Below are 26,010 nucleotides of genomic sequence, written 5' to 3'. Positions count from 1 at the left end.
CCAAAGGTTGGCACAGATATGCACCCACTGATTTCCGCCGAAGACCTGGACCGCTGCCTGTCACATGACGATGTTGTCATACTGGACGCGACGCAGGCCCTGCCGGGACAGAAATTCGATCCGCAGACCTGTTTCCTGTCGGGGCATATTCCCGGCGCGCGACGGTTTGACATCGACGCATTTTCGGACCCGGACTCCCCGTTGCCCCATACGGTGCCGGGTCAGGCGCGCTTTACCCGCCTGGCCCGTGCGCTGGGCCTGCATGACGGGGCCCGCATCATCTTTTATGACCAGAAGGGCGTGGCCTGCGCCGCGCGTGGCTGGTGGCTGATGGGGCTGTTTGGCCATGACCGCACGCAGGTGCTCGATGGCGGGCTGCCCGCCTGGCAGGAAGCAGGGTTGCGGCTGGAGACAGGGCCGACCCCGGTGCCCGCGCAGGACACGCCACCCTTTGTCGCGCGTCCCCGCATGCGCAGGCTGAAGGGGCTTGGGGACATGCTCGACATCGTCCATGCGCCCGGCTCATCGCTGATCCTTGATGCACGCGCCCATGGGCGCTTTACCGGTGAACAGCCCGAACCGCGCGCGGGCATGCCCTCGGGGCACATGCCCGGCGCGACCAGCATGCCCTATACGACGCTGCTGACGGCCGACGGGCGCATGCGGCCGCCCCATGAACTGCGACAGGTCTTCGCCGCCGCGGGCATGCGTCCCGACAGGGAAGCCGTCTGCACATGCGGCAGCGGCATGACCGCATGCGTGCTGGCGCTCGGGCTGGTGGCGGCGGGGCTGGGACAGCACGCCGTCTATGACGGGTCATGGGCGGAATGGGCATCGACCCCGGGCACCCCCATCGTGACACGGAACGCATAGAAAACGGGCGAGGGAAACATACCGATGGATCATGAAAACCTGCGCCATGCCGTCTCCCGCGGCTGGCGGGAGATGGCGTCGCTTGCGGTGCGGGTGGCGCGCGATGTGCCGCAGGGCGGGCAGGGCGTCTTCGTCAACCCGCCGGTCGCACGCGGGTCAACCGTGCTGTTCTCCTCGCTTGAGGCGATGGAGGAGGCCGGGCGCAAACGCTATGATGACGAACTGATCTATGGCGCGATGGGAACACCGCTGCAGTATCGGCTGGAACAGGCGATCGCCACGATCGAAGGTGCGGCACATACCCAGATCGCGCCCTCCGGCCTTGCGGCGTGCATGCTGCCCCTGCTGGCGTTCCTTGATGCTGGCAGCCACTGCCTGATGTCCGATTCCGTCTATGGCCCCACGCGGCGCTTCGCGGAAAAGGTGCTGCGCCGCTTTGGCGTGGACATCTCCTACTTCCCGCCATGCGCGAGCGAGGAAGACCTGCGCCGCATGTGCCGGGCGGAGACGGGCGTCATCCTGACCGAAAGTCCCGGCAGCCATTCGTTCGAGGTGCAGGACATCCCCATGCTGGCGCGCGTGGCCCACGGGCATGGCGCGCGCCTGATCGTGGACAATACATGGGGGATCGGCATCTTCCAGCCATTCCGCCATGGTGCGGACATTTCGATCCAGGCCCTGACCAAATATCCCGCGGGCCACGCCGATACGGTGATCGGCGCCGTTTCCGTCGGGAACGAGGCGGACTGGCGTCTTCTGCGCGACACCGCCATCCAGAGCGGGCAGGTCGCGGGACCGGACGACTGCGCCCTGACGCTGCGGGGGATACGGACCCTGCCCGTGCGTCAGGAGCGGCAGTCCCAGTCGGCGATCGATGTCGCCGTGTGGCTGCAGTCCCGGCCAGAGGTTAGCCGGGTGCTGCATCCCGCATTGCCGTCATGCCCCGGACACACATTCTGGAAACGGGATTTTTCGGGCGCGTCCTCCCTGTTCGGGGTTGTCCTGCGCCCCGAATTCACGCTGGCGCAGATGGAACGCATGATTGATTCGCTGCGGATGTTTGGCATCGGCGCCTCATGGGGCGGATATGAAAGCCTGGTGCTGCCAACGACGCGGGGCATCACCCGTTCATGCGACAGCGTGACGCAGGCAGGCCCGACCTTTCGCATCCATATCGGGCTGGAGGAGACGCAGGACCTGATCGCCGATCTGGCGCAGGGGCTGGACGGACTGGCGAAAGGGGAGGGCTGAGCGTGCGTTCATACTGATACATGTCAATGCACCCCGAAGGCTGCCCTGCCATTGTGGCAGAAGCAGTGATCCACGCCCCATGGGGCGGCACACGCATCAGTGATGAGGTAGTGAAATGGCCGGTAAGATGAAAGCAGCGGTTGTCCGCGAATTCTGAAAACCCCTGAGCATCGAGGAACTCGATATCCCCTCGATCCGCCCCAACCAGATTCTGGTGAAGGTCGATGCCTGTGGCGTGTGCCATACAGACCTGCACGCCGCGCGTGGCGACTGGCCCACCAAACCGAAACCGCCCTTCATCCCCGGGCATGAGGGGATCGGCCATGTCGTGGAAGTCGGCGCCGCGGTTGACTGGATCAAGACCGGCGACGTCGTCGGTGTGCCGTGGCTGTATTCGGCCTGCGGACATTGCGAACACTGTCTGGGTGGATGGGAAACCCTGTGTGAGAAGCAGGAAGATACGGGATATTCGGTCAACGGGTGCTTTGCCGAATATGTCGTGGCCGACCCGAACTATGTCGCGCACCTGCCCAAGGACATCGACCCGATCCGCACGGCGCCTGTCCTGTGTGCCGGACTGACGGTGTACAAGGGCCTGAAGATGACCGACACGCGCGCGGGCGAATGGGTCGCCATTTCCGGCGCGGGGGGACTGGGTCAGATGGCCATCCAGTACGCGGTCGCCATGGGCCTGAATGTCGCGGCGGTGGACATTGATGACGGGAAACTGGCCGAGGCCCGCAGGCTCGGCGCCAGCGTGACCGTCAATGCGCGCACCACCGACCCGGTCGCCTATATCCAGCAGAAAACCGGCGGCACGCATGGCGTCCTGGTCACGGCCGTCTCCAACACGGCCTTCACCCAGGCCATCGGCTATGCCCGGCGGGGCGGGACCATTGTCCTCAACGGCCTGCCGCCGGGGGAATTCCCGATCTCGATTTTCGACATGGTCATGAATGGCACGACGGTACGTGGCTCCATCGTCGGTACGCGCCTCGACATGATCGAGGCGATGTCCTTCTTTACCGAAGGGAAGGTCTCGACCGTCGTTGCGGCCGACAAACTGGAAAACATCAACGATATTTTCGACCGGTTGCAGCACGGAAAGGTCGCGGGACGGATTGTTCTGGATTTTCGTAACTGAGTATATGCAACCCCAGGACGCACCCGACGTTGAAAACACAGACCCTTTCGTCACGGAAAACAAATCCATGACGGAAGGGGATAAGTTATCGCGGCCCCGCGTTTCATGCGCGGGCAGGATATCTGCCTGTCGTGCCTGACTGTTTTCGGCGGATATCCATACGACAGGATGGATATTGGGAAATATGAGAAAATCATTACTTATTGGACTGGGAATTATTGGCCTGACGGGCATTTCCTCTTTACCGGCACTGGCCGATGAATGCACCAATTCTTCGGATTATGATGCGTGCGTGGCGGGAAAGAAAATAGACCATACGGGCCACGCGGCGCATGACGAAGCCGCGCAGGATACGCAGCACGTCAAGAACTGGGGCAACAGGACCGGAAAGACGCTGGATAACTGGAGCCACGAGACCGGGCACAAGATGGACCGCTGGAGCCACAAGACCGGTTCGGACATGAACAAGTTTTTTACGGGCAAATAATCCCGCCGACTGAATGCCGCATCAGGCTGCCTGATGGGGCAGGGCGGCATCCACAGGATATAACCTGCGGATGCCGCCTCACTTCATACCTTATTTGTGATGATCGCCGGCTTCATGCTCCCGCCACCCGGTTTCGAGCGTGTGCAGGAATGACTTGAAATGTGCCTTCACCTCGGTGGGGGAGGCCTTTTCAATCACTTCCTTCTTTGCTGCGGTCAGGACTGCCGCCGCATGAATCAGTGCGGCATGAATGGCTTCCGACGGTTCCTTACTCATCAACAGGTTCCTTTCCTTTGTTGAGATAATTCACGATGGAAGGGAACCCTGCCGCTGACAACTGTTATCCCCGCATACCGGGAAAACGGAACTGTCACATCCAGCATGAAGCGAACCAGGTCCCACTATTTACCTCTGAACAGATTGGGAAACACCTCGATGAACCATTACCGTCTTGCATTTCCGTTACTCGTCTGCGGGTTCCTGCTTTCCCCTGCAATCAGCCATGCCGAGCCGGGCGGCTGTATCAAGGGCGGCATGGCCGGTGGCGTCGCCGGGCATTTCGTCGGAAGCGGCCATGCCAAAAGAGGCGCTGCCGCAGGCTGTGCTGCCGGCATGGTACGGCGCCATAATGCCCGCAAGGCCGCAGCAGCACAGAAAAACCAGGAAGAAACACAGCCGCAACCTGCCGCACCGGATGCAGGCGCAGCCCCTGAATCCCGATAGGGACTGCCTATCCATCACCTGCTGACAGAACATAAGTCTCCCTGGGCACCGTCTTTTTGCAAAAAGGCGATGTTCCTTCTTCCACCATTGTCCCGTCAACCAGCAGGAATGTTCATTCCGATGTGGAATGAACACTCTTGACGCCCAGCGCACGCGCGAAACAGACATTCATCATGTTGTGCGGATCCGGTGAAATCCCCACAAACAGGATATCCTTGTGCACATAAAGAAGTTTGTGCCGTGGTCCCATGGTCACGCGGGGCAGGGTGACGTCTTCGAACCCCGCGCTATGCGTGGCAGTCTGCCGGTTCCACATGGCGCTGACATGCGCGAGTGCCAGCAGGTCCGGCACGCATACCCACATGTGCCAGATGGCCAGACCAGCAATTCCCGCCCCCAGCATCCGGTTGCGCACGCCTGCAGGCATCGGGCGATTGATGAACAATGTTGCCAATATGCAGACCAGATAGATGCTGGCAGGAAAAGATACCCTTGCGGCAAGCGACGATCGCGGGAACAGCAGCAATATCATCATGTAGATCAGGGAAAGTGCCGCAAATGTCCCGATTTTTTTCCATGATCGGGACCATTGTCCTCCGTCCTTTACCACCGCAACGTGGCAGAGGAGCAGGATGATGACAAACGGGATCCAGTACAGATCGAACAGGCTTCCGACATTGCCCAGCACACCATCAAGACGGTTGACGATCGTGTCATGCTCCATCGTGCGTGCGCGAACATAATTCCCCGGCGCAAGCCACAGAAACAACGTGCCAAGCAGATGGAACCCGATGAAGAGGCAGGCGACTGGCCTTCCGTCCCGATGGCGACTGATTCCGAAAGCGATCAGCACCATGCTCATCAGCAGGGAGAGGGGTTCCAGAAATGTTGCAATAAAAAAAGCAAAGCCACAGGCAAGGACACCAGACGGCAGGCGTCGGGCAAGGACCTGTCGCAGGATCCACAATTCCCCCGTCACGGGCCACAGATAGCCGATCGCCCCGGTCTTCCAGAGTGCCACTTCGGAAATATCGCGTGGTATCCACCAGATGGCCAGGAATACAAATATGATATCCGCAAATCCGGCTGTCATGTCCCTGTCCGGATCAGCAGTATCCCTGCATATCATGCAGACATTATGGACAAGAACGCAGAAAACAAGCGCATTCAGGACATCAAATATGAAAATTGATCCATAGGAATGAAATTCGAGCACCAGAAATGTAATCAGTGTCGTGAAATATCTTCCAGTCCAGTAAAAATAATTTCCATATACAATATGAAACGTATTCTTCAGATCGACCGGAATGGTCCGACAATAATCATCTGCCCATAACGGGGTCACAATATTGGCCCATAGGGAAAACAAAAAAATCATTCCCAAAGCACAAAGCTTTGCCCTGTCTGCGGTCATGAAGCGCACGAGATCCGTATTTTTCATGAAATCCTTCCTGCATGGCCCCATCTCCATAATGGCCCGTGCGCTGGCGTCGTATGCGTCCATAACCCGCCATCGCATGGATGCGATGACTTTCCCCTGAAAACCGGACAGAAAAAGACATGCCCCGGTGTTGCATCATGGATGGATGCCGTATCGGTCATTATGACGTCAACATAGACGTCAGAAACATCCCGGCCGGGAGGAAAACGGAACGTGATTCCCACCGCAGCAACACCAGTCCCCCCATCACCATCAGGGCGGAAAGCCTTTCGTGCGGGCCTGATCACGGCCTGCGCCGGCCTTCTGGTCGGGCTTGATACGGGCCTGATTTCCCAGGCGCTGGGGTTTATCGGAATGGATTTCCGGGCCTCCACGCGCGATCAGGAATGGATCGTATCGGTCCTGATGCTCGGCGCGTCGGTCGGATCGCTGGGGGCGGGGACGTTTTCCGCACGTTTCGGACGACGGACGGTGCTGACGGCTGCCATGGTGCTGATGTTCGCAGGGGCATGCCTGTGCGCCAACGCCATGGGGATTCCGCAGATCCTGACCGGACGCCTGCTGATCGGCGTTGCCATTGGCATCTGCACCTTCACCGCCCCGCTATATATTTCCGAAACCATGTCCGGCCACCTGCGGGGCAGCATGGTTTCAACATTTTCCATGCTGCAATCTGCGGGCATCCTTGCCGGATATCTGGCAGGCGGCATCCTGTCCTCCGGAGGGCACTGGCGATGGATGGTCAGCATGCCCATGCTGCCGGCAGCACTTCTGTTTATCGGATGCTTCCTCCTGCCGCCCAGTCCATCATGGCTGATCGCACGCGGGCAGGATGCAAAGGCCCGAACCGTCCTGCGCGCCCTGCGTGACACCCCGGAGGAGGCCGATGCGGAGTTCGCCAGCATCAAGGCCGAAACCGGAAAGGGACGGACAAGCGGCCTGAAACTGCTGCGTCAGCAGCCAAACTTCCGTCGCTCCGTCATGCTGGGCATCTGCCTTCAGGTCATGCAGCAACTGACGGGGATCAATATCGTCATGTACTATACCCCGAAAATCCTGCAAAACGCCCATTTCGGCACGTCTGGCGCGGCCTGGGCGACTGTCCTGATCGGTGTCATCAACACCGTTGTCGGTATTGCCGCGATCTTTCTGGTCAACCGGTGGGGCAGACGTCCACTGCTTTGTGCAAGTGCCGCAATCATGGCGGTTTCGCTGGCTGTTGCCGCGGTAATCACCGGCCTTCACCTTTCGAGCATCGCCGCGACACTGTGCCTGCTGGCGGCATTGCTGACCTTTGTTGGCGGATTTGGCCTTGGGGCCGGCCCGCTGGTCTGGACCCTGTGTTCCGAGATCCAGCCGCTGGAGGGCAGGGACTTTGGCGTTGGCTGTTCCACGCTGGCCAACTGGTGGGCGGACTGGATCGTCAGTAACACTTTCCTGAGCATTGTCTCCGTCATCGGCTTTGGCCAGACATTCGCCGGCTTTGCCCTCATGAATGTTGTCTTCATCGTGTTTACGCTGATGTTTGTTCCCGAAACCCGGGATGTCCCGTTGGAAACCATCGAAACCAACCTTCTTTCCGGAAAAAAGTTGCGCAATATCGGTCGATAGATTTCAATTATTTCGTTCGTATCCCGTTCCTCATTTACTCCTTGCATGCCTGATATGCGGTATGTTTCTGTGCGTCCCGCACCTCCTGTACGGGGTGCTGAGCCGTATTGTCATGCTCGGATGAGGATAACTATATGACGAATTTCAAGAACATTGTTTTCAGCACGGCCAATATCATTGCCGGGCAACTGAAGCAGGAAATCGGTTACGTGACGGGAAGCCGGAAAATCGCACGCAGTGGCATCGCGCAGGAAATGAAAGGCCACGCGCAGAAAGTCGCGTCCAGTCGGCCATCGGCCTACTGACCTGCGGCAGGGCAGGGAGATCCTGCACCTGTCAAAACACAATACTGCCCCGTCAGGATGACAATAATGTGCTCCCCCTGCGGAACGCTGCATGTTAACCTGTATTAATAATTTTTTTGCTATATCAAAAATACTGTATTAAACGCCTCCCGCCAGAAGATCATACATGGTGACATGGTGATTTTCACATGCAGGATGCGTCGATTACAGTTATGGTAGGTAACGAAAATTATGGGTCGTGCCTGACGACCCATATCTCAGGGGCAATAAACACCATGACTGAAAAAAAAACCGCTCCCATGTCTGCCAGACAGATCCTGGTCTATGAGGCCCATATCTCTGGCCTTGAACACGCCCTTGCGGCGGCGGTGGAAATGTTGACACCCATGCAGCAGGCCAGACTGCTCGGCGTCGTGCAGAAGGCCGCGGCCGAGGACAGTCAGTGCGACACGCTGGGAACATGTCCCGCAGACGAACCCTGCATACAGCCATTTACCAATGGGCACCTGATGGCGGCCACCTGCATCCAGCATGCGGCCTATCCGGCGGCAAGACACCCATCCGCCTGAAACAACAAAAAATCTGACATCCTGGGGGGCGTGTCTTGTCACGCCCCCTTTTGCGCGTTGCGGCAGGGACCAGATCAGTTGCTGGTTTTCGGCAGGGCCGCAGCAGGGCAGGTTGCACCCTGCTTTGCATAGTCACTGATGGTACTGACAACCGTGGGCACGGCCTCGGACGAATTGATATGCACCAATGTCCCGGTAAACGACCATGCCGCAACGATTTCGTAGCTTTTGGTCGTTCCCGGCAGAACCGCATTTGAAATGATGAACCGGTCTTCCTGCAGGTCGCGACGCATGAAGGGCTTGGTGCTGGGATTGTTGCACGCCAGCGCACGCCGGATATTTTCCGCGGCATTGTAAGGTTCGACCGGAACATAAGCCGTATTCGGCCCCAGCCCATAAGCCAGATAAGGCCCACGGTTGAAGGGTTTGTTGTGTGAACAGCCAGCAAGAGCCACCATGATGCCGATGGCCGCCACCCATTTGGAACAAGGTGTGACGATGGTGTTTCGTAACCGGTGTTTCATTGACAGGCCCATGTGAAAATCAAGCAAGGAACGACACAGGAGGCATAGCCGTCTCTGTGGAAAATAACCAGACCACTCAATCTATAATCCGCTACAAAACGCCTGCGCGGCGGATCAGGCACGCAGCATGCCGGAAAGGGGCAACGCGTCGGGATATTTCCCGGTGAACGGACAGCAGGTGCCTCCTCCCGTAAGGCCGGGATGGGATCATAATATATGCAAATAATTCTTAATTAATTATATTAATTAAAATTCCACATCCTCAATTATATTCCCGAATATCGGGAAACTTTTAGCATACAGATGACGTTGACGGGCAAAACTTCCAATCAAGGCAGGCCCGATGAGCAACAATTTCAAGAAAAGTGGTGAACCACCGCCCTTGGCCGATAAAAGCCTTAAGCCGCCGTTTGGCACACCTCTGGAGCGAAGAAACGCCATGCTGACCACAATGATGGTCATCCTTTTCTTGGCAGGTATCGCGCTGGGATGTCTGTTTTCGCCACAGATACCACTTCCAAAAATATAACTCCTCCGGGGACATGATCAAAACGGACGTTTTCATTTCAAATACATATAAACAAAGGGAACAGACATGGCGACGGATGATGATGTCTGCTTTTATACAATAAGCAATGCCTCGTATTTCCCCGGTCTTGTCGCCCTGATCAATTCCCTGATCCTTACCGGCCATACCCAGACCATCCGGGTTGGGGACTGCGGCCTGACCCCGGCGCAGAAAGCGGTGCTTGCGACCTGCGGGCAGGTAGAACTTATTGCCCTTGATCCGGCGAAAATCAGGAACCCGGGCCAGTACAAGGCCTTTGCCCATATCGCCAATGCAACCGGTATCGCCGTAATTATTGATTCCGACATGATCGTGACCGGATCGCTCGCCCCCCTGATCGCACAGGCGCGGCGGGGGGGGATCTGCGCCTTTCCCAACCCGATCGACGACCGGTGGTATGCCCAGTGGGAGGAGATCTTTGCACTGAAGCGTCCCCCACGCCGCCAGGTCTATGTCTGTTCCGGGTTCGTGGCCTTTTCCACCGACCGCTGGCCTCACCTGCTGGAACGCTGGTGGCAGGCATGTGAGGCCATACATTCCCACCCGACCTACCAGGAAGGCAGCGAATGGGATTCGCCCACGGCCCAGTCGGATCAGGACGCCCTCAATGCCATCCTGATGAGCGAATATGAAACGGATGCAGTCTCACTCGCTCCCATTGAAAAACAGGTCTATCGCTGGGATTTCCGTTTTCTGGAAACGCAGGATCCACATACGCTGGAATGCCGTTTCCAGGGGCATACCCCGCTCATCCTCCATGCGGCGCTGACATCCAAGCCGTGGGAGGAAAAAGGGGCGGCCCACGATACCTATTTCGTATTCCTGCGCCGCCTGCTGCTTGGCCGCGATGTCGCAATCCGGCTTCCCCCCGATCTGCTGACATCTGTCACGGCATCCGGGCTCGTACCATGGTTTCGCAGGCAGTCCTGTTTCGTGAAAAACATGGGCGTAATCGAATACGGCCTGTCCTGCCTGCCACCGGCCACCTGCATCAGGGCCAGGCATGTAAAAGACCGCCTGAGGGAAAAATACCTGCAATTCCGCAGGAAAGATGCGACCTCCGCCCCCGGCGGCGCCGTGCTGCTTACCGAGGAGGTGCAGGCTGGCGATCAGGCCTGACCCATACCGCGAAAGGGCAGGGGCTATTTCGTACCGGACGGGTTACAGGGCGCGTTCTTCCTCCTCATCCTCGGCGCTCATCATCTGGATCAGTTCCTGCGCCTGCCCGTCATGCTCCTTGATCAGGCTGATATTGGCCGGATTAAGGTGCGGCAGTTCCCCATGCGCTTTGGAATGTTCCTGCAGCAGCGCTTCGGTCATGCCGAAGCACGTAATCCCCATGACAAAGTCGCGCGCCGTCATGCCATAGCGCTGGAGGATCGGCTGAAGCTGCTGCATGGCTTCGGTTCGGCGGATGGTCATCGCCAGCGTGGTGTTGGGCGTCGTGGTGGGCGGGGAAAGGTGGGCCTGCTCGATCTGCTGCATCAGTGGCAGTATGCGGGCAAAAAAATCCTTGGGCAGGGGATACTGCGCCACGGTCTGCATGTCATGCTGGACCGCGTCATGCACCGCGCGTTCCAGTTCGGCCTTCTGTTCCGCCGTGGGGCCATGACGCGCCGCCTCCTGCGCCATCGCCGGGGACGTGCCGGCGATCTCCCATGTCACCAGCAGGCTGCATGCACTTGCCAGAAACATCTTGCACAAAGAGAAAGAGGACATGGCAGAGGGCTCCTTCGCCCCATCTCGTCAAAAGGGTTGCTGCATGATGGTGGTTGATGACACCCGCATTGATTTTGCTGCCGTTTCGCAACCAGTCAATATCCGTTCGCCCGGCCACTCCCTTCGCGGCGTTGCCGACGCGCCGGCAGACACGAAAACATGAAGGCCGAACCCACGCGGGCATGATGCGTTGAAGGCAGGCAGCGATGCAATATCACAGATACCTCGTGAAAGTTCCAACGCCCCAACACCGCACATGCACAAGGATATGCACAGGGAGGTGGATATGACGACGAAGTCTGATCCGGGAACGACCAGTCCCGAGCTTGAACTGCTGGCGATGAGCATCTGGAACCAGCAGCATCCCGACCGTCCGTGGGAACGGCGCGGCAGTTTCAGAAACCACCGGAAGATGTCCCATGCCCTGCAGGGCATTCCCGCCTATCCCGAGGAGCAGGCGCAGTTCCGGTTCCTGGCTTCGCACGCGATGGCGACGACAGACCGTAAGGGCCTGTCCTGAGCGGCCCGCCATTGGAAAAGCCATCATATCCACATCAGGATATTTTTCAGCGCGCCTGAAGCGCCATCAGGCGCGCTTTTATGATAAGGTGGGAAAAATCGATATTTTCCATCGACGGACCATGCCCCGGTCTGGTCCGGACTGGAAAACGACCCCGTCCAGCCAGGGATCGCAGATATACGCGTGGCATGATCCGGACGCAATAAACGCGCGACGCGCAGGCAAAGGACGGTGTGTTACCGTCCAGATGACGGGTGCCAGAACAAGGGGAAATGATGTGCCACAGCGCAATAGCAAGGGAGTGCTAAACAGGGGAAAAGCAATGTGCCAAACCCCACACAACAGACAGACTGTTGAGAGCGAGGAGTAACCGCAATTTTTCTAGGAAAATCAATCCTAACGCGGATGGTAGCGGCGGACGGATTTGAACCGCCGACCAAGGGATTATGATTCCCCTGCTCTACCGCTGAGCTACGCCGCCATCGCGTTAGGATGTGTGCGAAATATCCCCACCGAAGGGAGAAGTCAACCCGTTATCGCCATGATTCTCCTGTAAAAGAATTCAGGCCGCAGGGTCGCATTGCTGCTGCGTGCACGATATGCGTGGCATACCCCCGGATATATAAGAGAGAAGCTGAGATTCATTCGTGAAAAACGAATTCATTACCGTACTTACTGACCTAAAAAATCTTTTCGGGTGGTTACCTGGACCCGTCTCCTCCATCCTCATGCTCTGTGCCGCCGGCCTGATGGCGGAACTTTTCAGCCGCTTTTTCACAAAACTCGTCCTGCGAATCCCGGGCCAGAAACGCGGCGCGTTCATCCGCACCTTCACCATGGCCATGCAGCGCCCGGTGCGCATCATGCTGGTCGTGCTGTTTGTCGGCACGGCGCTGCCGGCATCCGGCCTGCCTTATGAAATGATCCAGGCCACGACGCACACGCTGCTCGTGCTGTTCGTGCTGATGCTGGGATATGCCGCGGTCGTCGCCACGCGCATCCTGTCGGAGGCGTACCTCGCCCGGATCAATGACAAGAACGACAAGGACGACATCCTGCTGCGCACGCACATGACGCAGGTGCGCATGCTGCGCCGGACGGCCGACCTGCTGATCGGGCTGCTGACGGTTGGCGCCTCGCTCATGACGTTCGAGCCGGTGCGCCAGTACGGGCTGAGCCTGTTTGCCTCCGCCGGTGCGGCGTCGCTTGTGGTGGGTCTGGCGGCCCGCCCGCTGCTGACCAATCTGTTCGCGGGCATGCAGATCGCCATGACACAGCCCATCCGCATGGAGGATCTGATCATCATCAACGGCGACTGGGCCTGGGTGGAGGAAATCACCTCCACCTATGTCGTGCTGCGGGTGTGGGACTGGCGGCGGCATATCGTGCCGATTTCATACTTCCTTGAAAACACGTTCCAGAACTGGACCCATAATTCCGCGGCCCTGATCGGCGTGGTGTTCCTGTATGTGGACTTTCATGCGCCGATGGACCGCATCCGCGAACGCCTGCGTGAAATCGTGCATGCGGCCCCGCTGTGGGATGGAAAGGTGTTCGACGTGCAGGTCGCGGACTGCAATGCGCAGGTCATGACCATCCGCGTCATCGCCAGCGCGCGCTCCGCGATGCAAAGCTGGGACCTGCGATGCGAAATACGTGAACAGATCATCGCCTTCCTGCGCGATGAATGCCCCGAGGCCCTGCCGCGTGAACGCCTGGCCTATGTCACCTCGGCCTCGGGGCAGGGGGGCATGCATGAGGGCATGATGCTCTCACCCCCGATCGACCGGCCGCCCCCGGGGGCCTATCACGGGCCGGGGCAGGGCGGAACATCCGCCCCCGGCACACAGGGGCAGGGTCAGGGAGCGCCCCAATAAGCCGCCGGACGGGACGGGAAATGGTGCGGGTAATCGCCCAGCAGCCCGCATATGAGGGGTTCCAGACACCGTGCGATCCGCGCCTGCGCCATGGCGACCGGATGCAGCGGCAGGGCGGGCGGCGACAAAAGCGGATCCATGAACAGGTCCGCATCAACCCTGCCATCCGTTTGCAGGCACCCGGCAAGGTCAACGTAATGCAGCCACCGCCCACGCACGGCGGCAAAGGCACGCAACATCCGGTTCAGCGTATGTGTCTGCGATGTGACCCATGCGGAGCGTAGCGAGGGCAGGATACCGGGCAGGAGGATGGCGCTGTCGGGGAAGGTGCGGTGTATGCGTTCGACAATGCGGCGGATTCCGCCTGCGGCCTGTCCTGCGCATTGCCGGAGATGCCCGAGGTTGTTGACCCCGATCAGCACGACAAAAACGCGCGGGGCCCGGCGGAATTCCAGTTCGCCATGTTCCATGCGCCACAGGAGGTTTCGCGTGTCATCCCCACGAAACCCGAGGTTGAGCGCCCGGCGGTCGCCATAATATGCCTGCCACACCGGGGCAAAGTCCTGCCATGCCGGTGGCCCCCGGCGTTCCCAGTTATGGGTGATGGAATCCCCGAACCAGACCAGATCACTGATGTCATGGCGGATATGACGCTGCTTGTGCCAAAACCGTTCCCGCCACCACGCGACCTCCATGCGCGGGACGGCACGAATGGCCGGGTTGACGTCATGCTCCTGCAATATCGGCACGCCCCTTCCTCAGCCCAGATAGATGAACGAAAAGACCCCCATGGCGATGCAGTAATAGCCAAAAGGCTGCAGCGCCCATTTTTCATGGTCATGGAAATACCGCATCAGGATGGCGGTACTGAACAGCGCGACAATGGCGGCCACGACCGCCGCAATACCGGCTGTTTCCAGTTGTCCGGGTTCCAGCGTGACATGCCGCATCTCGAACGCTTCCTTGACCGTGGCCATCAGGATGACCGGCTGCGCCATCAGGAACGAAAAACGCGCCGCATTTTCATGCGACAGCCGACTGAGCAGGCCGCCGACGATACAGGCGCCGGACCGGGAAATGCCGGGGAAGAATGCAAGGCACTGGCACAGGCCGATCATGACGGCTTCCCCCATGCCCAGAGAGGCGATGGGGCGGCCCAGCACGCTGTCGGTCCCGCGCCCCTTGATACGTTCCGTCAACAGCAGCATCGCACCATTCAGCGTCAGGAAAATCGCCGCATAGCGCGCGGTACCGAACAGGTGGCGGATCATGTGTTCAAACAGGCCCCCGACGATCACCGCCGGCACGGTCGCAACACCGAGCAGGATGAAGATGCGCACGCTTTCGATCTGCCGCTGCACACCATCGCGCCCCGACGCCCCCGACAGCAGGGCACGCCAGTCCCCCCAGAAAAACAGCAGCAGGGCAGTGGCGGTTCCCAGATGCAGCATGACCAGAAACGGCAGGAACATGTCCCCATGCAGGTCCACCGACCAGTGCAGGAGTGCGGGCACGATGGCGGCATGCCCAAGGCTGCTGACAGGGAACAGTTCGGTCGCCCCCTGGATGATTGCAATGATGATTGCCTGCAGGAGTGTCATTGTCGGGATATCCGTGGCGAATTAGACTGGTACAACGTCTGGGTGCGATGGCCGGTGCCATCGCCGCGATACATAAATGGGCAAAGGACCGTCATGGCAAGGGAAAGAAGCGGCGCGATCATTTCCAGCGGCCTGGTGCTGCTGGTGGCTGCGGGGTTCTGTGCCTATGCCCGCGCCTCCCAGATGGGGCCGGATACGGCAGGGCGCCCGCTGACGGCGCGGTTCATTTCCGCAAACGGGCTCAAGGTGGGCGCGGATGTCGAACTGGGCGGGGTCTCGGTCGGGCGCGTCACCTCCATCACACTGGATCCCACCACCTATATGGCGAATGTGGGCTTCACCGTGGATCGTGCCGTCAACCTTCCTGCGAATACAAGCCTTTCCATCGGCAGTCCGTCACTGACGGCCGACATGGCGCTGATGGTGCGCGCGGGCGACAGCACGACAGCGCTGGCCCCCAACGCCGTCATTACCGACACCCATGAACCTGTCAGCCTGGAACAGCAGGTCAGCAATTACATCTTTGGCAATGGCGGGCTGCCTTCCGATCCTTCATGACCCCTCCGCGAACGGGAATCATGAGGAAGCGTCACGCAATAGTGCTTCGTTGAAAAGGCAGCCCCGCCGGAAGGCCGTTTAGTCGTTCATGGGATAGGACGACAGCAGCCTGCGCTGACGCAGCCAGCAGCGCAGCATGGTCATCGCGCCACTGGGCTTCCATCCCGCGCTGCGTTTCTTCGCACCGATGCGGAATGTTTCACGATAATGCATGAACTGCGCGGCATAGGCTTCACGCAGGGTCGTGCGCGAATCCCAGATATGGGTGGCTTCGGAACCCACGCCATTGATCTCGATGATCTCGAATTTCTCCCCCCGCAGCAGCGAGGCTGCGGATTCGGCCTTCACGTCGATACGCCCGAAATGGAAATCGGGAATATCGTGCATGATCCCGTCGATCCGCGCTTCGAGTTCGGGCGTCACATCGGCCGTGCAGTTATGGAAAATCGCCCCCTTGCAATGATTGCCGGTAAAGACGAGGGGCAGGGTCTCGCCCGCGGCAGGCACCTGCGCCAGACGTTCACGCAGGCGCGGGACATAGATCTGGGGCACCAGGCGGGTGCGCGGGTCCGCATGCAGCAGTTCCTCCACCGTGGAGCGCCCGTCGCCGACAAGGACCGGCACTTCCTTGTAGGTCATGGAGGTGATGCGTCCATGCGCCTCGTCAGGGTGGCGGATATAGAAAATCCCGACTTCGTATGAATAGGGGATGAGGCGCTGCAGCATCAGCGAGACACGGCGCGGGAATGCGGCCAGTGCCTGCGTCAGCGCCGCGGCATCGCCCACCAGCTTGACCCCGGTGCCGTTGCAGCCGATGTCGGGCTTGAGCACCACGGGAAAGGACAGGCCCGCATGTTCCATCGCCTGCAGGGCGCGGGCGGTGTCGTTGCGCCCGGTCTCCACCATCGTATAGGGCGCGATCCAGCGGCGCGCGGTCTCTCCCGCCATGTTGAGGATCGAACTCTTGCTCTCCCCGCACAGGCCGCCGGTCTCGATACGCGGGTTGGCGGCGGTGGGCAGGCTGACGTCGCGATAGCGCAGGCCCATGATGATCCAGTACATCACCACCGGGGTATAGAAGATCCACCCCGGCCAGAATTCGAACATGGACAGGGGGGAGGGCGCCTTTTCAGGACGGGCGGGAGCGGAGAGGGTGGACATGTCGGTCATCGGGATTGGCCTTGCAATCGGGCAATGGTACGGCTGATGAGAAAGATGGTCACGATGAATCCCGCCAGCCCCAGCCATTTCCAGGTCCCCAGGTGGGAAATCAGGAACTGTCCGACACGCAGGGAAACGGCGAACAGCAGCGTCGTCCAGATCAGGGTCGCCAGCACGGCGGCGACACAGAACAGGCCGAGACGCGCACGGAAGAAACCACAGGCGGTATAGAGCGGCAGGCGCGCGCCGGGGATGAACCTGCTGATGAAGACGATGCGAAAGACGTTGCGGTCGAACCAGTGGCCTTCATGCTCCACATTCGGCAGCGTGACCCACCGGCGCGCAGGCGGCCAGCACGCGGCAAGATAGCCAAGCCCGTAAAGCCCGATATCCCCCACCACGATGCCGATATACAGCGCCACCAGCGCCACCGGCAGGTCGACATGTCCCGTCTGCACCTGCATGGCGGTCACGATTGTCGCCGCGTCCTCCAGAATGAACGTGCCTACGATGATGGCCAGCCCCTGCAACAGGGGGGAGGCACCTGCCGCGGCAAGGATGGAAGTCAGGGATAGGGACATCTCCGGCCCGCTAACGCACGCATGACAGGAAAAGTGGGGGGAGTGTGACCAATAACTGACAAGCCTCTTTCAACTCATGCGCGATGCGGGCCATGCACGCCACGGAAACGACATGACGCGGCATATCGCAGGCGACAGACGGCAGGCAGGGCAATACCGCCCCCTGCGCGGCCCCCGTGCGTCCCCGCAACAACGGCCCCTGCATATAACCGTGCCGTGGCGACCTTGTTGCATGCTTCGACGATACGGACAAACCCGAAGTTGTTATCCGATTGTGTCCCCCCGCCACAGCGCACGGCAGAAACAGTCCCCAATGGGGCGTCGAGGATTGAAACCACCCCGCCTCCGTGGCAGAGCATCACAATGCTTGTACGTCGCGCATTCCTGCTGTCCGCCGCCACCCTGTCCACCGGGGCCATGACATCCGTCCTGCGTCCACGCAGCGCCCGCGCGCGTGCACAGGACTATGCCACGTTCGTCGCGGGCGTGCGCGAGGATGCGATTCGGCAGGGGATTGATGCCGGGATCCTCCAGCGGGCCCTGAACCTGTCCACCCCCAATGCGCAGGTCATCAGGCTGGACCGCACGCAGCCGGAATTCCACCTGACCTGGGCCCAGTACCGCCAGCGCGTCATTACCGCGCGCAAGATATCGGACGGTCGCGCGGCCGTCATGGCGCAGCGCGCGCTGCTGGACCAGGCGCTGACACGCTATAACGTGGCGCAGGCGGCCATCGCGGGCATATGGGGGCTGGAATCCGGCTATGGCGCGCATATGGGCACGTTTGGCGTCATCGATGCGCTGTGCACGCTGGCGTATGACGGGCGACGGGCCAAATTCTTTCACGACGAACTCATGAAGGCGCTGCGCATCCTCGGGATGGGGGATATCGCGCCCGAACAGATGATCGGCAGTTACGCGGGCGCCATGGGACAGCCGCAGTTCATGCCCAGCGCCTACCTGCGCTATGCCGTGGACATGGATGGCGACGGGCGGCGTGACATCTGGCATTCCACGGCCGATGTCTTCGGCTCCATCGCCAGCTACCTTTCGCAGTCGGGATGGGTCAGCGACGAACCATGGGGACAGCAGGTCACGGTGCCCGACACGCTGCCCCAGTCCATGCTGGGCCGTGCGCAGAGCAGGACATTGCAGGAATGGATGAACGCCGGGGTGCGGCAGGTCGATGGCAGCGCATTCCCCCGCACGGACATGCGTGGCGCGATCCTGCGCCCCGATGGGGTGGGGGGCGAATCCTTCATGGTCTATCGTAATTTTAACGCAATCCGCCGCTATAATCCGTCGGATTTCTATGCACTGGCCGTAGGGCTTCTGGGTAACGAGATTACATGACATCAGGACACGCACCGCTTCGCACAGACATGCTTCGGGCCGCCGCGCCGGGCCGTAATCCCACACGTCGCGCGATCCTGTCGGGCGCAGCCAGCGCGCTTGCGCTGCTGCCTGCGGGACGGGCACTGGCCGCGCGCAGGCACCGCCCCGCGCCGGCCGGGGCAGCCCCCGCGAACGCGGGTGCGGATGCGTCCGCCGTACCCGCGTCCCCCGCCAACAGCCTGATCGGCCCGGTCGATACGCCCGCGCGATGGGCGTGCATCGTGGATTACACCACCGGGGCGGTGCTGCTGGAAAAGGCGGCCGATGAGCGCATGCCGCCGTCATCACTGACGAAGATGATGACGGCCTATGTCGTCTTCGGGATGCTGCGTGCGGGACGGCTGAAACTCGACCAGTCCCTGCCGGTCAGTGAAAAGGCATGGCGGATGCAGGGGTCGAAGATGTTCGTCCCCCTGCAGGGGGAGGTACTGGTTTCCGACCTGATCCAGGGAATGGTGATCCAGTCGGGCAATGATGCATGCATCGTCCTTGCCGAAGGGGTGGCCGGTTCGGAATCCCAGTTCGTTTCCCTGATGAACGCACAGGCGGCGCAGCTTGGCATGGCCAACTCGCATTTCATGAACGCGACTGGCTGGCCCGCCGACGGGCATTACATGTCCGCGCGCGACGTCACCACCATCGCCATGCACCTGATCCACGATTTCCCTGAATATTACCATTTCTTTGCGGAAAAAGTGTTTCGCTATAACAAGATTTCGCAGGAAAACCGCAACGCGCTGGTGGTCAAGGGCATTGCCGACGGGCTGAAGACCGGCCACACGGACGCGGGCGGATACGGCCTGTGCGCCAGTTCGGAACGCAACGGAAACCGGATCGTCATGGCCATCAACGGCCTGCCATCCAGCAACGCCCGCGCGTTCGAGGGGGAGCGGTTGCTGGAATGGGGCTTCGTCAACTTCGAGAACGCCACGCTGACGCATAACGGCGCGGTCATCGACAACGCCCCGGTCTGGCTGGGCCATGCCCCGACCGTGCCGCTGGTGGTCACGCGCGACGTGCTGCTGACGCTGCCGCACGGATGGCAGAACCGCGTGCATGTCGTACTGGATTACAAAAGCCCGGTACCCGCGCCAATCGTGACGGGGCAGCCACTGGGACAGCTTGTGATCTCGAACACCGGACTGGCCGACATCACGGTGCCGCTGGTGGCGGGCGCCGACGTGGCGCGGCTTGGCCTGTTCGGCCGGGCCTCCGCCGTGCTGGGACAGAAGCTGGGGCATCACTGAACCCATGGCGGGAATGTTCATTACGTTCGAAGGGGGGGAAGGGGCCGGAAAATCGACACAGGTCCGCCTGCTGCAACAGCATCTGGCCACCATCGTGCCATCAGGGCGTGTCGTCATGACACGCGAACCCGGCGGCACGCCGGGGGCCGAGGCCATACGCGACCTGCTGCTGTTCGGAAAACACGACCTGTCGCTGCGCGCCGAGACACTGATGCATTTCAGCGCGCGCTACGACCATGTCGATCACCTGATCCGTCCCGCGCTGGAGGCGGGGAAGATCGTCATTTCCGACCGCTTCACCGATTCCACCGAAGCCTACCAGGGATATGGCAGGGGGGCAGGGGATCACGATATCCTCGCCCTCATCGCGTCGCTGCGCCAGCAGACGGGTGTGGTCCCCGACCTGACCTTCATCCTTGACATCCCCCGCGCCGTGGCGCGTGAACGCCTGCGCGCGCGCGGCAACCGTCCCGACCGTTACGAAGCCGCGACCGAGGCGTTCCATGCCCGCGTGGCCGAAGGCTTTGCCGCCATCGCCCGGCACGAACCGGATCGATGCATCACGCTCGATGCGACCCTGCCGCCCGATATTCTGGCGCGGGTCATCGCGGGCTATGTCACAACCCGCCTGCCGATGCCGCAGGAGGGAACATGACCACCCCGCGCGAACGCACACGCCTGCACGGGCACGGGGCGGCATGGCAGCAGTTCGTATCGGTGATGCGCTCGGGCCGCCTGCATCACGCCTGGCTGCTGACCGGGGTCGAAGGGATCGGCAAGGCGACGATGGCGTTCATGATGGCGCGCGCCCTGCTCAATGCGCAGGACCATGGCAGCGCGGTCGGCCGGCGCGTCACCGCCGGGACACATGCGGACCTGCTGGTGGTCGGACGCAGCGTGGATGAAAAGACCCGTCGCCAGCGCCGCGAAATCGTCGGTGATGACGTGCGTCCGATCGGCGCCTTCCTGCGCCGCACCGCGGCCGAGGGCGGATGGCGGGTCGTGATCGTCGATGGCGCGGAATACATGAACCGCACGGCCGCGAACGCCATCCTGAAAATCCTGGAGGAACCGCCCACAGGCGCGATCCTGATCCTGACCTGCGCCGCGCCGGGGCGCCTGCTGCCGACCATCCGCAGCCGTTGCCGCACGCTGGACCTTGCCCCGCTGCCGCCGCACGAACTGCGCGCGGTCCTGACGGACATCGTAGAGGACGGCTATGGCGGGGAGGATATCGAAAAGGTCATCGCGCTGTCGCACGGCTCTGCGGGGCGGGCGCTGTCACTGCTGCAGAAGGACGCGCTGAAGCTGTATGGGCTGGTGGAAGAGGTGATGCAGGGACAGGCCCATGGCAGGGAGGCCTATCGTATCGCGGGCCGCATCATGGAATCGGAAAATGGCTTTCCGGTCTTTTTCGATCTGCTGTGCGATGCCATATCGGTAAGGACACGTGAACTCCTCAACGGACCATGGCACGAAGGGCAGCCACGCGATACACGCCCCGAACGCATGGCGGGCGCATGGCAGGATCTGGTCCGGCTGCGCGAGGAGTGCGAAAATTTCAATCTGGATAAGCAGCAGGCGCTCCTTTCGGCGCTTGCGCGGGTGAATGCAATATGACACGGCGCTATTACGTCACGACACCGATCTATTATGTGAATGGGGCGCCCCATATCGGACACGCCTATACCTCCGTCGCGGCGGATGTGATCGCGCGTTTCAAGCGGCTGGCGGGTTTTGACGTCTTCTTCCTGACCGGCACTGACGAGCATGGACAGAAAGTGGAGCAGGCGGCACAGGCCGCGGGCGTGGCCCCGATCGAACTGGCCAACCGTGTCGCAGCGGACTTCCGTGACATGTATGACAAGATGGCCATCTCCTATGATGACTTCATCCGCACGACGGAACCCCGCCATGCTGCGGGGGCGTCGGCATTGTGGAAGAAGCTGGAGGAAAACGGCCATATCTACCTCGGCGCATATGAGGGATGGTACGCGCTGCGCGACGAATGTTTCTATCAGGAAGAAGAACTGGTCACCGGACCTGACGGCACGCGCACGGCGCCTACCGGCGCGCCGGTGGAATGGGTGAAGGAGCCGTCCTATTTCTTCAGCCTGTCCAAATTTCAGGACAGGCTGCTGGAACTGTACGAAACCCATCCGGGATTCGTGGAACCCTCAAGCCGCCGTAACGAGGTCATCAGCTTCGTACGCGGCGGCCTGCGTGACCTGTCCATCAGCAGGACCAGCTTCAACTGGGGCATCCCCGTGCCGGGCGACCCGAAGCATGTGATGTATGTCTGGGTCGATGCGCTGGCCAATTACCTCTCCGCCGTGGGCTATCCCGATGAAAGCGCGCCGCGATGGGACTTCTGGCCACCGAACCTGCATCTGGTGGGCAAGGACATCCTGCGCTTCCATGCCATCTACTGGCCCGCGCTGCTGATGGGGGCGGGGCTGCCGCTGCCTGACCGTGTGTTCTCCCATGGGTGGTGGACCATCGCGGGACAGAAGATGAGCAAGTCGCTGGGCAACGTGCTTGACCCGCGTGACCTTGTGGCGGAATTCGGCCTTGATCCGGTCCGCTTCTTCCTGATGCGTGAAATGCCGTTTGGCGGCGACAGCGACATCAATCGCAAGGCCATCATCACGCGCATGAATGTCGAACTCGCCAACGACCTCGGCAACCTTGCGCAGCGCACCCTGTCGCAGATCGCGCGCAACTGTGGCGGCATGCTGCCCGAACGCGGCACCCCCACGGCGGAGGATACCGCACTGCTGGCGCAGGCCAGCCTGCTGCCGGACATCATGCATGGGCAGATCGACCGCCAGGCGCTGACGGATGCGCTGGAGGAAGTGTGGAAGGTGATCCGCGCCAGCAACGCCTATATCGACCATCAGGCCCCATGGGCGCTGAAAAAGACCGACCAGCAGCGGATGGCCGATGTGCTGCGCGTGCTGGCCGATGTGCTGCGCACCGTCGCCACCGTGCTCCAGCCCTACATGCCCGGTAGCATGGACGCCATGCTGACCCAGTTGGGCGTGGAGGCGACGGAGCGCAATTTCGCAGCCCTTGACACCCCCCTGCCGGCTGGTCGGGCGCTGCCTACGCCCAAGGGCGTGTTCCCCCGCTTTGTCGAGCCGGAAGCCCAGTGATGGCGCGCACAGGCCTTACGGACTCCCACTGCCACCTCGACCATTTCTCGGACGAGGAACTGCCCGACCTTCTGTCGCGCGCCCGCGCGGCAGGGGTCAGCGGGCTTGTCACGATCGGCACGCGCCTGTCCCGCGCGGCGGAGCAGAAGCGGCTTGCCGGCTTTGATTCCGATAACGTGCGCGTCTGGTGCACGGTGGGGACCCATCCCGACCATGTTGATGAAACGCCCGTCCCGACGGCAGGTGACATCATCGCCCAGACGCATGAGGATTGCGTCATCGGGATCGGCGAAAGCGGTCTGGACTATTTCCACGGCAAGCCTGAAATCCGCCCCCGCCAGCAGGAGAGTTTCCGCGCCAATATCGACGCGGCGCGGCAGACGGGCCTGCCGCTGGTGATCCACACCCGTGACGCGGATGAGGACATGATGTCCATCCTGCGCCACGAGCATGAGGAAAAGGGCGCGTTCCCGTTCCTGGTCCACTGCTTTTCCTCCGGCCCGGAACTGGCGCGCACGGCGGTCGAACTTGGCGGGTATATCAGTTTCTCCGGCATTGCGACCTTCGGACGTGCGGAATCGGTGCGCGCGGTCGCGGCGGAGATCCCGGCCGAACGGCTTCTGGTGGAGACGGATGCCCCGTTCCTGGCCCCCGTGCCAAAGCGGGGCAAGCGCAACGAACCGGGCTATGTCGCGCATACGGCGCGTGTCGTGGCTGAATTGCGGGGAATGGAGGATGACGCATTCGCCGCGTTGACCACCGCCAATTTCCACCGCCTATTCACCAGGGCGGCCTGAGCCATGGAAATGACCATTCTGGGGTGCGGTGGTTCTGCTGGCGTGCCGATGGTCGGCGGGCCGGACGGGGCAGGGGAATGGGGGGAATGTGACCCGCGTGAGCCACGCAACATCCGCCTGCGCTCCTCCGTGCTGCTGCGCGATGATGCGGGCAATGCGCTGCTGGTCGATACGGGGCCGGACCTGCGCGCGCAGATGCTGGCGCAGCATATCTCACGTGTGGATGCGGTCCTCTATACCCATGCCCATGCGGACCATATCGCGGGGCTTGATGAATTGCGGGCGATCAACCGCATCATGGGCCGCCCGATTCCCGCCTATGGCACACGCGACGTCATCGACGAACTGATGACGCGCTTCGATTACGTCTTCCGTCCGTGGACGCCGCCATCGTTCTATCGCCCGGTCCTGACCCCCAATGTCATCGAGGCCGGCAGCGAAGTCGTGATCGCCGGCATGAATGTGCGTGTTTTCAGGCAGGTACATGGCCGCACCCTGACGCTTGGCCTGCGCGTGGGGCCGATGGCGTACTGCACCGATGTCGCGGAACTTGATGATGCGGCGCTTGATATCCTCCACGGCGTCGATACGTGGGTGGTTGGCTGTTTCCAGCGCACGACCCATGTTTCCCATGGCTGGCTGGAACGCGTGATCGAATGGCGCGAACGCATCCGCCCGCGCCGTACCGTGCTGACCCACATGGGGCCGGACATGGACTGGGGCTGGATGCAGAAGCACCTGCCCGATGGGATCGAGGCCGCGCATGACGGACTGGTCCTGCGAACCTGACGCCTGCATGACGCCGGGCCTACCAATGGTTCATCATGAAGATTTAGGTTGAATCCGGCGCATCCACGGCGATAGCGTAAACGGACGGGCCGATCCTGCACATCGGGACCCGTTGTTTACGGGGTGACGAAATCACTAGGTTATATCAGGGCAATACCGCCCGGCCTCACGATACCACGCCCATGCAGGCGATCGGTCGTGTTCATCATCACCAGACCACAATGACAGGTTGCTGACACTTCCCCCCGCATGAAGGGGTACAGGCACAAGATACGACGCATACTCATCCTATGGTTCACCCCGAACCCTGCTGATTTCGGAGAAATCTGCTGATGGCCAATGAGTTCAATGTCTTCTCCCTTGCGACGGCAATGCGCGACGAACACCGCGAAGTCGAAATGGGGCTGTCCGACTACCTCGAACACTGCAAGGCCGATCCCTCCTGCTATGCCACGGCGGCGGAACGCATGCTCAGCGCGATCGGAGAGGCCGAGACGATCGACACGTCACGCGACCCGCGCCTGTCGCGCATCTTCATGAACCGCACCGTGCGGATCTATCCCGCTTTTTCCGATTTCTACGGAATGGAGGAAACGATCGAGCAGATCGTGGGCTTCTTCCGCCACGCGGCACAGGGACTGGAGGAACGCAAGCAGATCCTCTACCTGCTGGGGCCGGTGGGTGGCGGCAAATCGTCACTTGGCGAACGGCTCAAGGCGCTGATGGAGAAGGAGCCGATCTATGCACTCAAGGCCGGGCGCGAGATCAGCCCGGTCTTTGAAAGCCCGCTTGGCCTGTTCGATCCCGAACGCATGGGTCCGGCGCTGGAAAAGCAGTACGGCATCCCGCGACGCCTGCTGACGGGGATTGCCAGTCCGTGGGCCATCAAGCGGCTGGAGGAATTCGATGGCGACCTGTCACGCTTCAGCGTGGTGAAACTCCATCCCTCCCGCCTGCGCCAGATCGCGATCGCCAAGACGGAACCGGGGGATGACAACAACCAGGATGTCTCGGCCCTCACATGAGGAGTTTCACGTCAATGGCCACTTTCACTGCGAGATCATTTTTTCTTCTCCGTGTTTTGGATCCATGGTCTGAGCCTGTTTAACGACTA

The 26,010-nt window shown here is 61.0% G+C and carries 29 protein-coding genes and 1 tRNA gene; 20 read left to right on the top strand and 10 right to left on the bottom strand.

What is annotated here, in order from left to right:
• The first annotated feature begins 18 nt into the window (after positions 1–18).
• From CFR72_RS02975 to CFR72_RS02960, 4 genes are all read left to right on the top strand, one after another.
• Positions 19–873, top strand: a complete 855-nt coding sequence (locus CFR72_RS02975) for a sulfurtransferase (protein ID WP_110912580.1) — start codon at positions 19–21, stop codon at positions 871–873.
• Positions 874–897: 24 nt separating this feature from the next.
• A complete protein-coding gene (gene metC, locus CFR72_RS02970) occupies positions 898–2,124 on the top strand; it encodes a cystathionine beta-lyase (RefSeq protein WP_110912579.1) in 1,227 nt (408 codons plus the stop codon).
• Between the two features lie 163 nt (positions 2,125–2,287).
• Positions 2,288–3,268, top strand: coding sequence for an alcohol dehydrogenase AdhP (adhP, locus tag CFR72_RS02965; protein WP_244182158.1), 981 nt, complete (start codon positions 2,288–2,290; stop codon positions 3,266–3,268).
• 184 nt (positions 3,269–3,452) lie between these two features.
• Positions 3,453–3,755 carry a hypothetical protein gene (locus CFR72_RS02960; RefSeq protein ID WP_110912578.1) on the top strand — a complete coding sequence of 101 codons (303 nt, stop codon included), beginning with the start codon at positions 3,453–3,455 and terminating at the stop codon, positions 3,753–3,755.
• Between the two features lie 90 nt (positions 3,756–3,845).
• Here CFR72_RS02960 and CFR72_RS02955 read toward each other — a convergent pair whose 3' ends face one another.
• Positions 3,846–4,031, bottom strand: a complete 186-nt coding sequence (locus tag CFR72_RS02955; RefSeq protein ID WP_110912577.1) for a hypothetical protein — start codon at positions 4,029–4,031, stop codon at positions 3,846–3,848.
• A 105-nt stretch (positions 4,032–4,136) separates the two neighbouring features.
• On the opposite strand from CFR72_RS02955, the gene CFR72_RS17935 reads away from it, so the two are divergent.
• Positions 4,137–4,478, top strand: coding sequence for a hypothetical protein (locus CFR72_RS17935; protein ID WP_244182146.1), 342 nt, complete (start codon positions 4,137–4,139; stop codon positions 4,476–4,478).
• A gap of 112 nt (positions 4,479–4,590) precedes the next feature.
• Here the strand turns inward: CFR72_RS17935 and CFR72_RS02945 are convergent, their stop codons facing one another.
• Positions 4,591–5,919 (bottom strand): DUF6056 family protein, encoded by a 1,329-nt coding sequence (locus CFR72_RS02945; protein ID WP_110912576.1) that lies wholly within the window; start codon positions 5,917–5,919, stop codon positions 4,591–4,593.
• 213 nt (positions 5,920–6,132) lie between these two features.
• On the opposite strand from CFR72_RS02945, the gene CFR72_RS02940 reads away from it, so the two are divergent.
• From CFR72_RS02940 to CFR72_RS02930, 3 genes are all read left to right on the top strand, one after another.
• Entirely contained in the window at positions 6,133–7,530 is a 1,398-nt protein-coding gene (locus CFR72_RS02940) for a sugar porter family MFS transporter (protein WP_110912575.1), read from the top strand.
• A gap of 134 nt (positions 7,531–7,664) precedes the next feature.
• A complete protein-coding gene (locus tag CFR72_RS02935) occupies positions 7,665–7,835 on the top strand; it encodes a CsbD family protein (protein WP_110912574.1) in 171 nt (56 codons plus the stop codon).
• 299 nt (positions 7,836–8,134) lie between these two features.
• Entirely contained in the window at positions 8,135–8,404 is a 270-nt protein-coding gene (locus CFR72_RS02930; protein WP_110912573.1) for a hypothetical protein, read from the top strand.
• A 74-nt stretch (positions 8,405–8,478) separates the two neighbouring features.
• Here CFR72_RS02930 and CFR72_RS02925 read toward each other — a convergent pair whose 3' ends face one another.
• Positions 8,479–8,862 carry a hypothetical protein gene (locus CFR72_RS02925; RefSeq protein WP_167400285.1) on the bottom strand — a complete coding sequence of 128 codons (384 nt, stop codon included), beginning with the start codon at positions 8,860–8,862 and terminating at the stop codon, positions 8,479–8,481.
• 312 nt (positions 8,863–9,174) lie between these two features.
• Positions 9,175–9,390: a hypothetical protein gene (locus CFR72_RS17450; protein ID WP_167400284.1), complete on the bottom strand. Its 216-nt coding sequence runs from the start codon at positions 9,388–9,390 to the stop codon at positions 9,175–9,177.
• 133 nt (positions 9,391–9,523) lie between these two features.
• On the opposite strand from CFR72_RS17450, the gene CFR72_RS02915 reads away from it, so the two are divergent.
• The gene (locus CFR72_RS02915; protein WP_110912570.1) at positions 9,524–10,615 is read left to right on the top strand and encodes a glycosyltransferase family protein; all 1,092 of its coding nucleotides are present in this window, start codon (positions 9,524–9,526) and stop codon (positions 10,613–10,615) included.
• 42 nt (positions 10,616–10,657) lie between these two features.
• Here the strand turns inward: CFR72_RS02915 and CFR72_RS02910 are convergent, their stop codons facing one another.
• Positions 10,658–11,215 carry a hypothetical protein gene (locus CFR72_RS02910; RefSeq protein ID WP_110912569.1) on the bottom strand — a complete coding sequence of 186 codons (558 nt, stop codon included), beginning with the start codon at positions 11,213–11,215 and terminating at the stop codon, positions 10,658–10,660.
• Between the two features lie 286 nt (positions 11,216–11,501).
• Between CFR72_RS02910 and CFR72_RS02905 the strand changes: the two genes are divergently transcribed.
• Complete coding sequence (locus CFR72_RS02905; RefSeq protein WP_227744373.1) at positions 11,502–11,735, top strand: hypothetical protein; 234 nt, start codon at positions 11,502–11,504, stop codon at positions 11,733–11,735.
• Between the two features lie 406 nt (positions 11,736–12,141).
• Here the strand turns inward: CFR72_RS02905 and CFR72_RS02900 are convergent.
• Positions 12,142–12,216: transfer RNA gene (locus CFR72_RS02900), tRNA-Met, on the bottom strand.
• Between the two features lie 166 nt (positions 12,217–12,382).
• On the opposite strand from CFR72_RS02900, the gene CFR72_RS02895 reads away from it, so the two are divergent.
• The gene (locus CFR72_RS02895; protein ID WP_110912568.1) at positions 12,383–13,612 is read left to right on the top strand and encodes a mechanosensitive ion channel family protein; all 1,230 of its coding nucleotides are present in this window, start codon (positions 12,383–12,385) and stop codon (positions 13,610–13,612) included.
• Here the strand turns inward: CFR72_RS02895 and CFR72_RS02890 are convergent.
• Both CFR72_RS02890 and CFR72_RS02885 read right to left on the bottom strand, forming a co-directional pair.
• Entirely contained in the window at positions 13,594–14,361 is a 768-nt protein-coding gene (locus CFR72_RS02890) for a GDSL-type esterase/lipase family protein (RefSeq protein ID WP_244182145.1), read from the bottom strand. The two genes, CFR72_RS02895 and CFR72_RS02890, sit on opposite strands and share 19 nt — an antisense overlap.
• Positions 14,362–14,370: 9 nt before the next feature.
• A complete protein-coding gene (locus CFR72_RS02885) occupies positions 14,371–15,213 on the bottom strand; it encodes an undecaprenyl-diphosphate phosphatase (protein ID WP_110912566.1) in 843 nt (280 codons plus the stop codon).
• A gap of 93 nt (positions 15,214–15,306) precedes the next feature.
• Between CFR72_RS02885 and CFR72_RS02880 the strand changes: the two genes are divergently transcribed.
• Positions 15,307–15,771, top strand: a complete 465-nt coding sequence (locus CFR72_RS02880) for an MlaD family protein (protein ID WP_110912565.1) — start codon at positions 15,307–15,309, stop codon at positions 15,769–15,771.
• Positions 15,772–15,849: 78 nt separating this feature from the next.
• On the opposite strand, the gene CFR72_RS02875 is transcribed toward CFR72_RS02880, so the two are convergent.
• Positions 15,850–16,941 carry an ATP-grasp domain-containing protein gene (locus CFR72_RS02875; protein ID WP_110912564.1) on the bottom strand — a complete coding sequence of 364 codons (1,092 nt, stop codon included), beginning with the start codon at positions 16,939–16,941 and terminating at the stop codon, positions 15,850–15,852.
• Positions 16,938–17,513: a DedA family protein gene (locus tag CFR72_RS02870; protein ID WP_110912563.1), complete on the bottom strand. Its 576-nt coding sequence runs from the start codon at positions 17,511–17,513 to the stop codon at positions 16,938–16,940. The genes CFR72_RS02875 and CFR72_RS02870 overlap by 4 nt, the downstream gene beginning before the upstream one ends.
• 363 nt (positions 17,514–17,876) lie before the next feature.
• Here CFR72_RS02870 and CFR72_RS02865 point away from each other — a divergent pair, with 363 nt between their 5' ends.
• The 8 genes from CFR72_RS02865 (at position 17,877) to CFR72_RS02830 (ending at position 25,921) form a co-directional block, all read left to right on the top strand.
• Positions 17,877–18,866: a lytic murein transglycosylase gene (locus tag CFR72_RS02865; protein ID WP_110912562.1), complete on the top strand. Its 990-nt coding sequence runs from the start codon at positions 17,877–17,879 to the stop codon at positions 18,864–18,866.
• Positions 18,867–18,895: 29 nt separating this feature from the next.
• Positions 18,896–20,155, top strand: coding sequence for a D-alanyl-D-alanine carboxypeptidase family protein (locus CFR72_RS02860; protein ID WP_167400283.1), 1,260 nt, complete (start codon positions 18,896–18,898; stop codon positions 20,153–20,155).
• A gap of 4 nt (positions 20,156–20,159) precedes the next feature.
• A complete protein-coding gene (gene tmk / locus CFR72_RS02855; RefSeq protein WP_110912560.1) occupies positions 20,160–20,810 on the top strand; it encodes a dTMP kinase in 651 nt (216 codons plus the stop codon).
• On the top strand, positions 20,807–21,775 hold the full coding sequence (locus CFR72_RS02850; protein ID WP_110912559.1) for a DNA polymerase III subunit delta': 969 nt from the start codon (positions 20,807–20,809) through the stop codon (positions 21,773–21,775). Before tmk ends, CFR72_RS02850 begins: the two co-directional genes overlap by 4 nt.
• Entirely contained in the window at positions 21,772–23,310 is a 1,539-nt protein-coding gene (metG, locus tag CFR72_RS02845; protein WP_110912558.1) for a methionine--tRNA ligase, read from the top strand. The genes CFR72_RS02850 and metG overlap by 4 nt, the downstream gene beginning before the upstream one ends.
• Complete coding sequence (locus CFR72_RS02840) at positions 23,310–24,107, top strand: TatD family hydrolase (RefSeq protein WP_110912557.1); 798 nt, start codon at positions 23,310–23,312, stop codon at positions 24,105–24,107. The genes metG and CFR72_RS02840 overlap by 1 nt, the downstream gene beginning before the upstream one ends.
• A 3-nt stretch (positions 24,108–24,110) precedes the next feature.
• On the top strand, positions 24,111–24,896 hold the full coding sequence (locus CFR72_RS02835; RefSeq protein WP_110912556.1) for an MBL fold metallo-hydrolase: 786 nt from the start codon (positions 24,111–24,113) through the stop codon (positions 24,894–24,896).
• 332 nt (positions 24,897–25,228) lie between these two features.
• Complete coding sequence (locus tag CFR72_RS02830; RefSeq protein ID WP_456303975.1) at positions 25,229–25,921, top strand: hypothetical protein; 693 nt, start codon at positions 25,229–25,231, stop codon at positions 25,919–25,921.
• Positions 25,922–26,010: the final 89 nt, after the last annotated feature.

Origin of the sequence: Gluconacetobacter entanii (assembly GCF_003206495.1) — a bacterium.
In the GTDB taxonomy this organism is placed as follows: domain Bacteria; phylum Pseudomonadota; class Alphaproteobacteria; order Acetobacterales; family Acetobacteraceae; genus Novacetimonas; species Novacetimonas entanii.
This window is presented reverse-complemented; position numbering and strand designations above follow the sequence as displayed.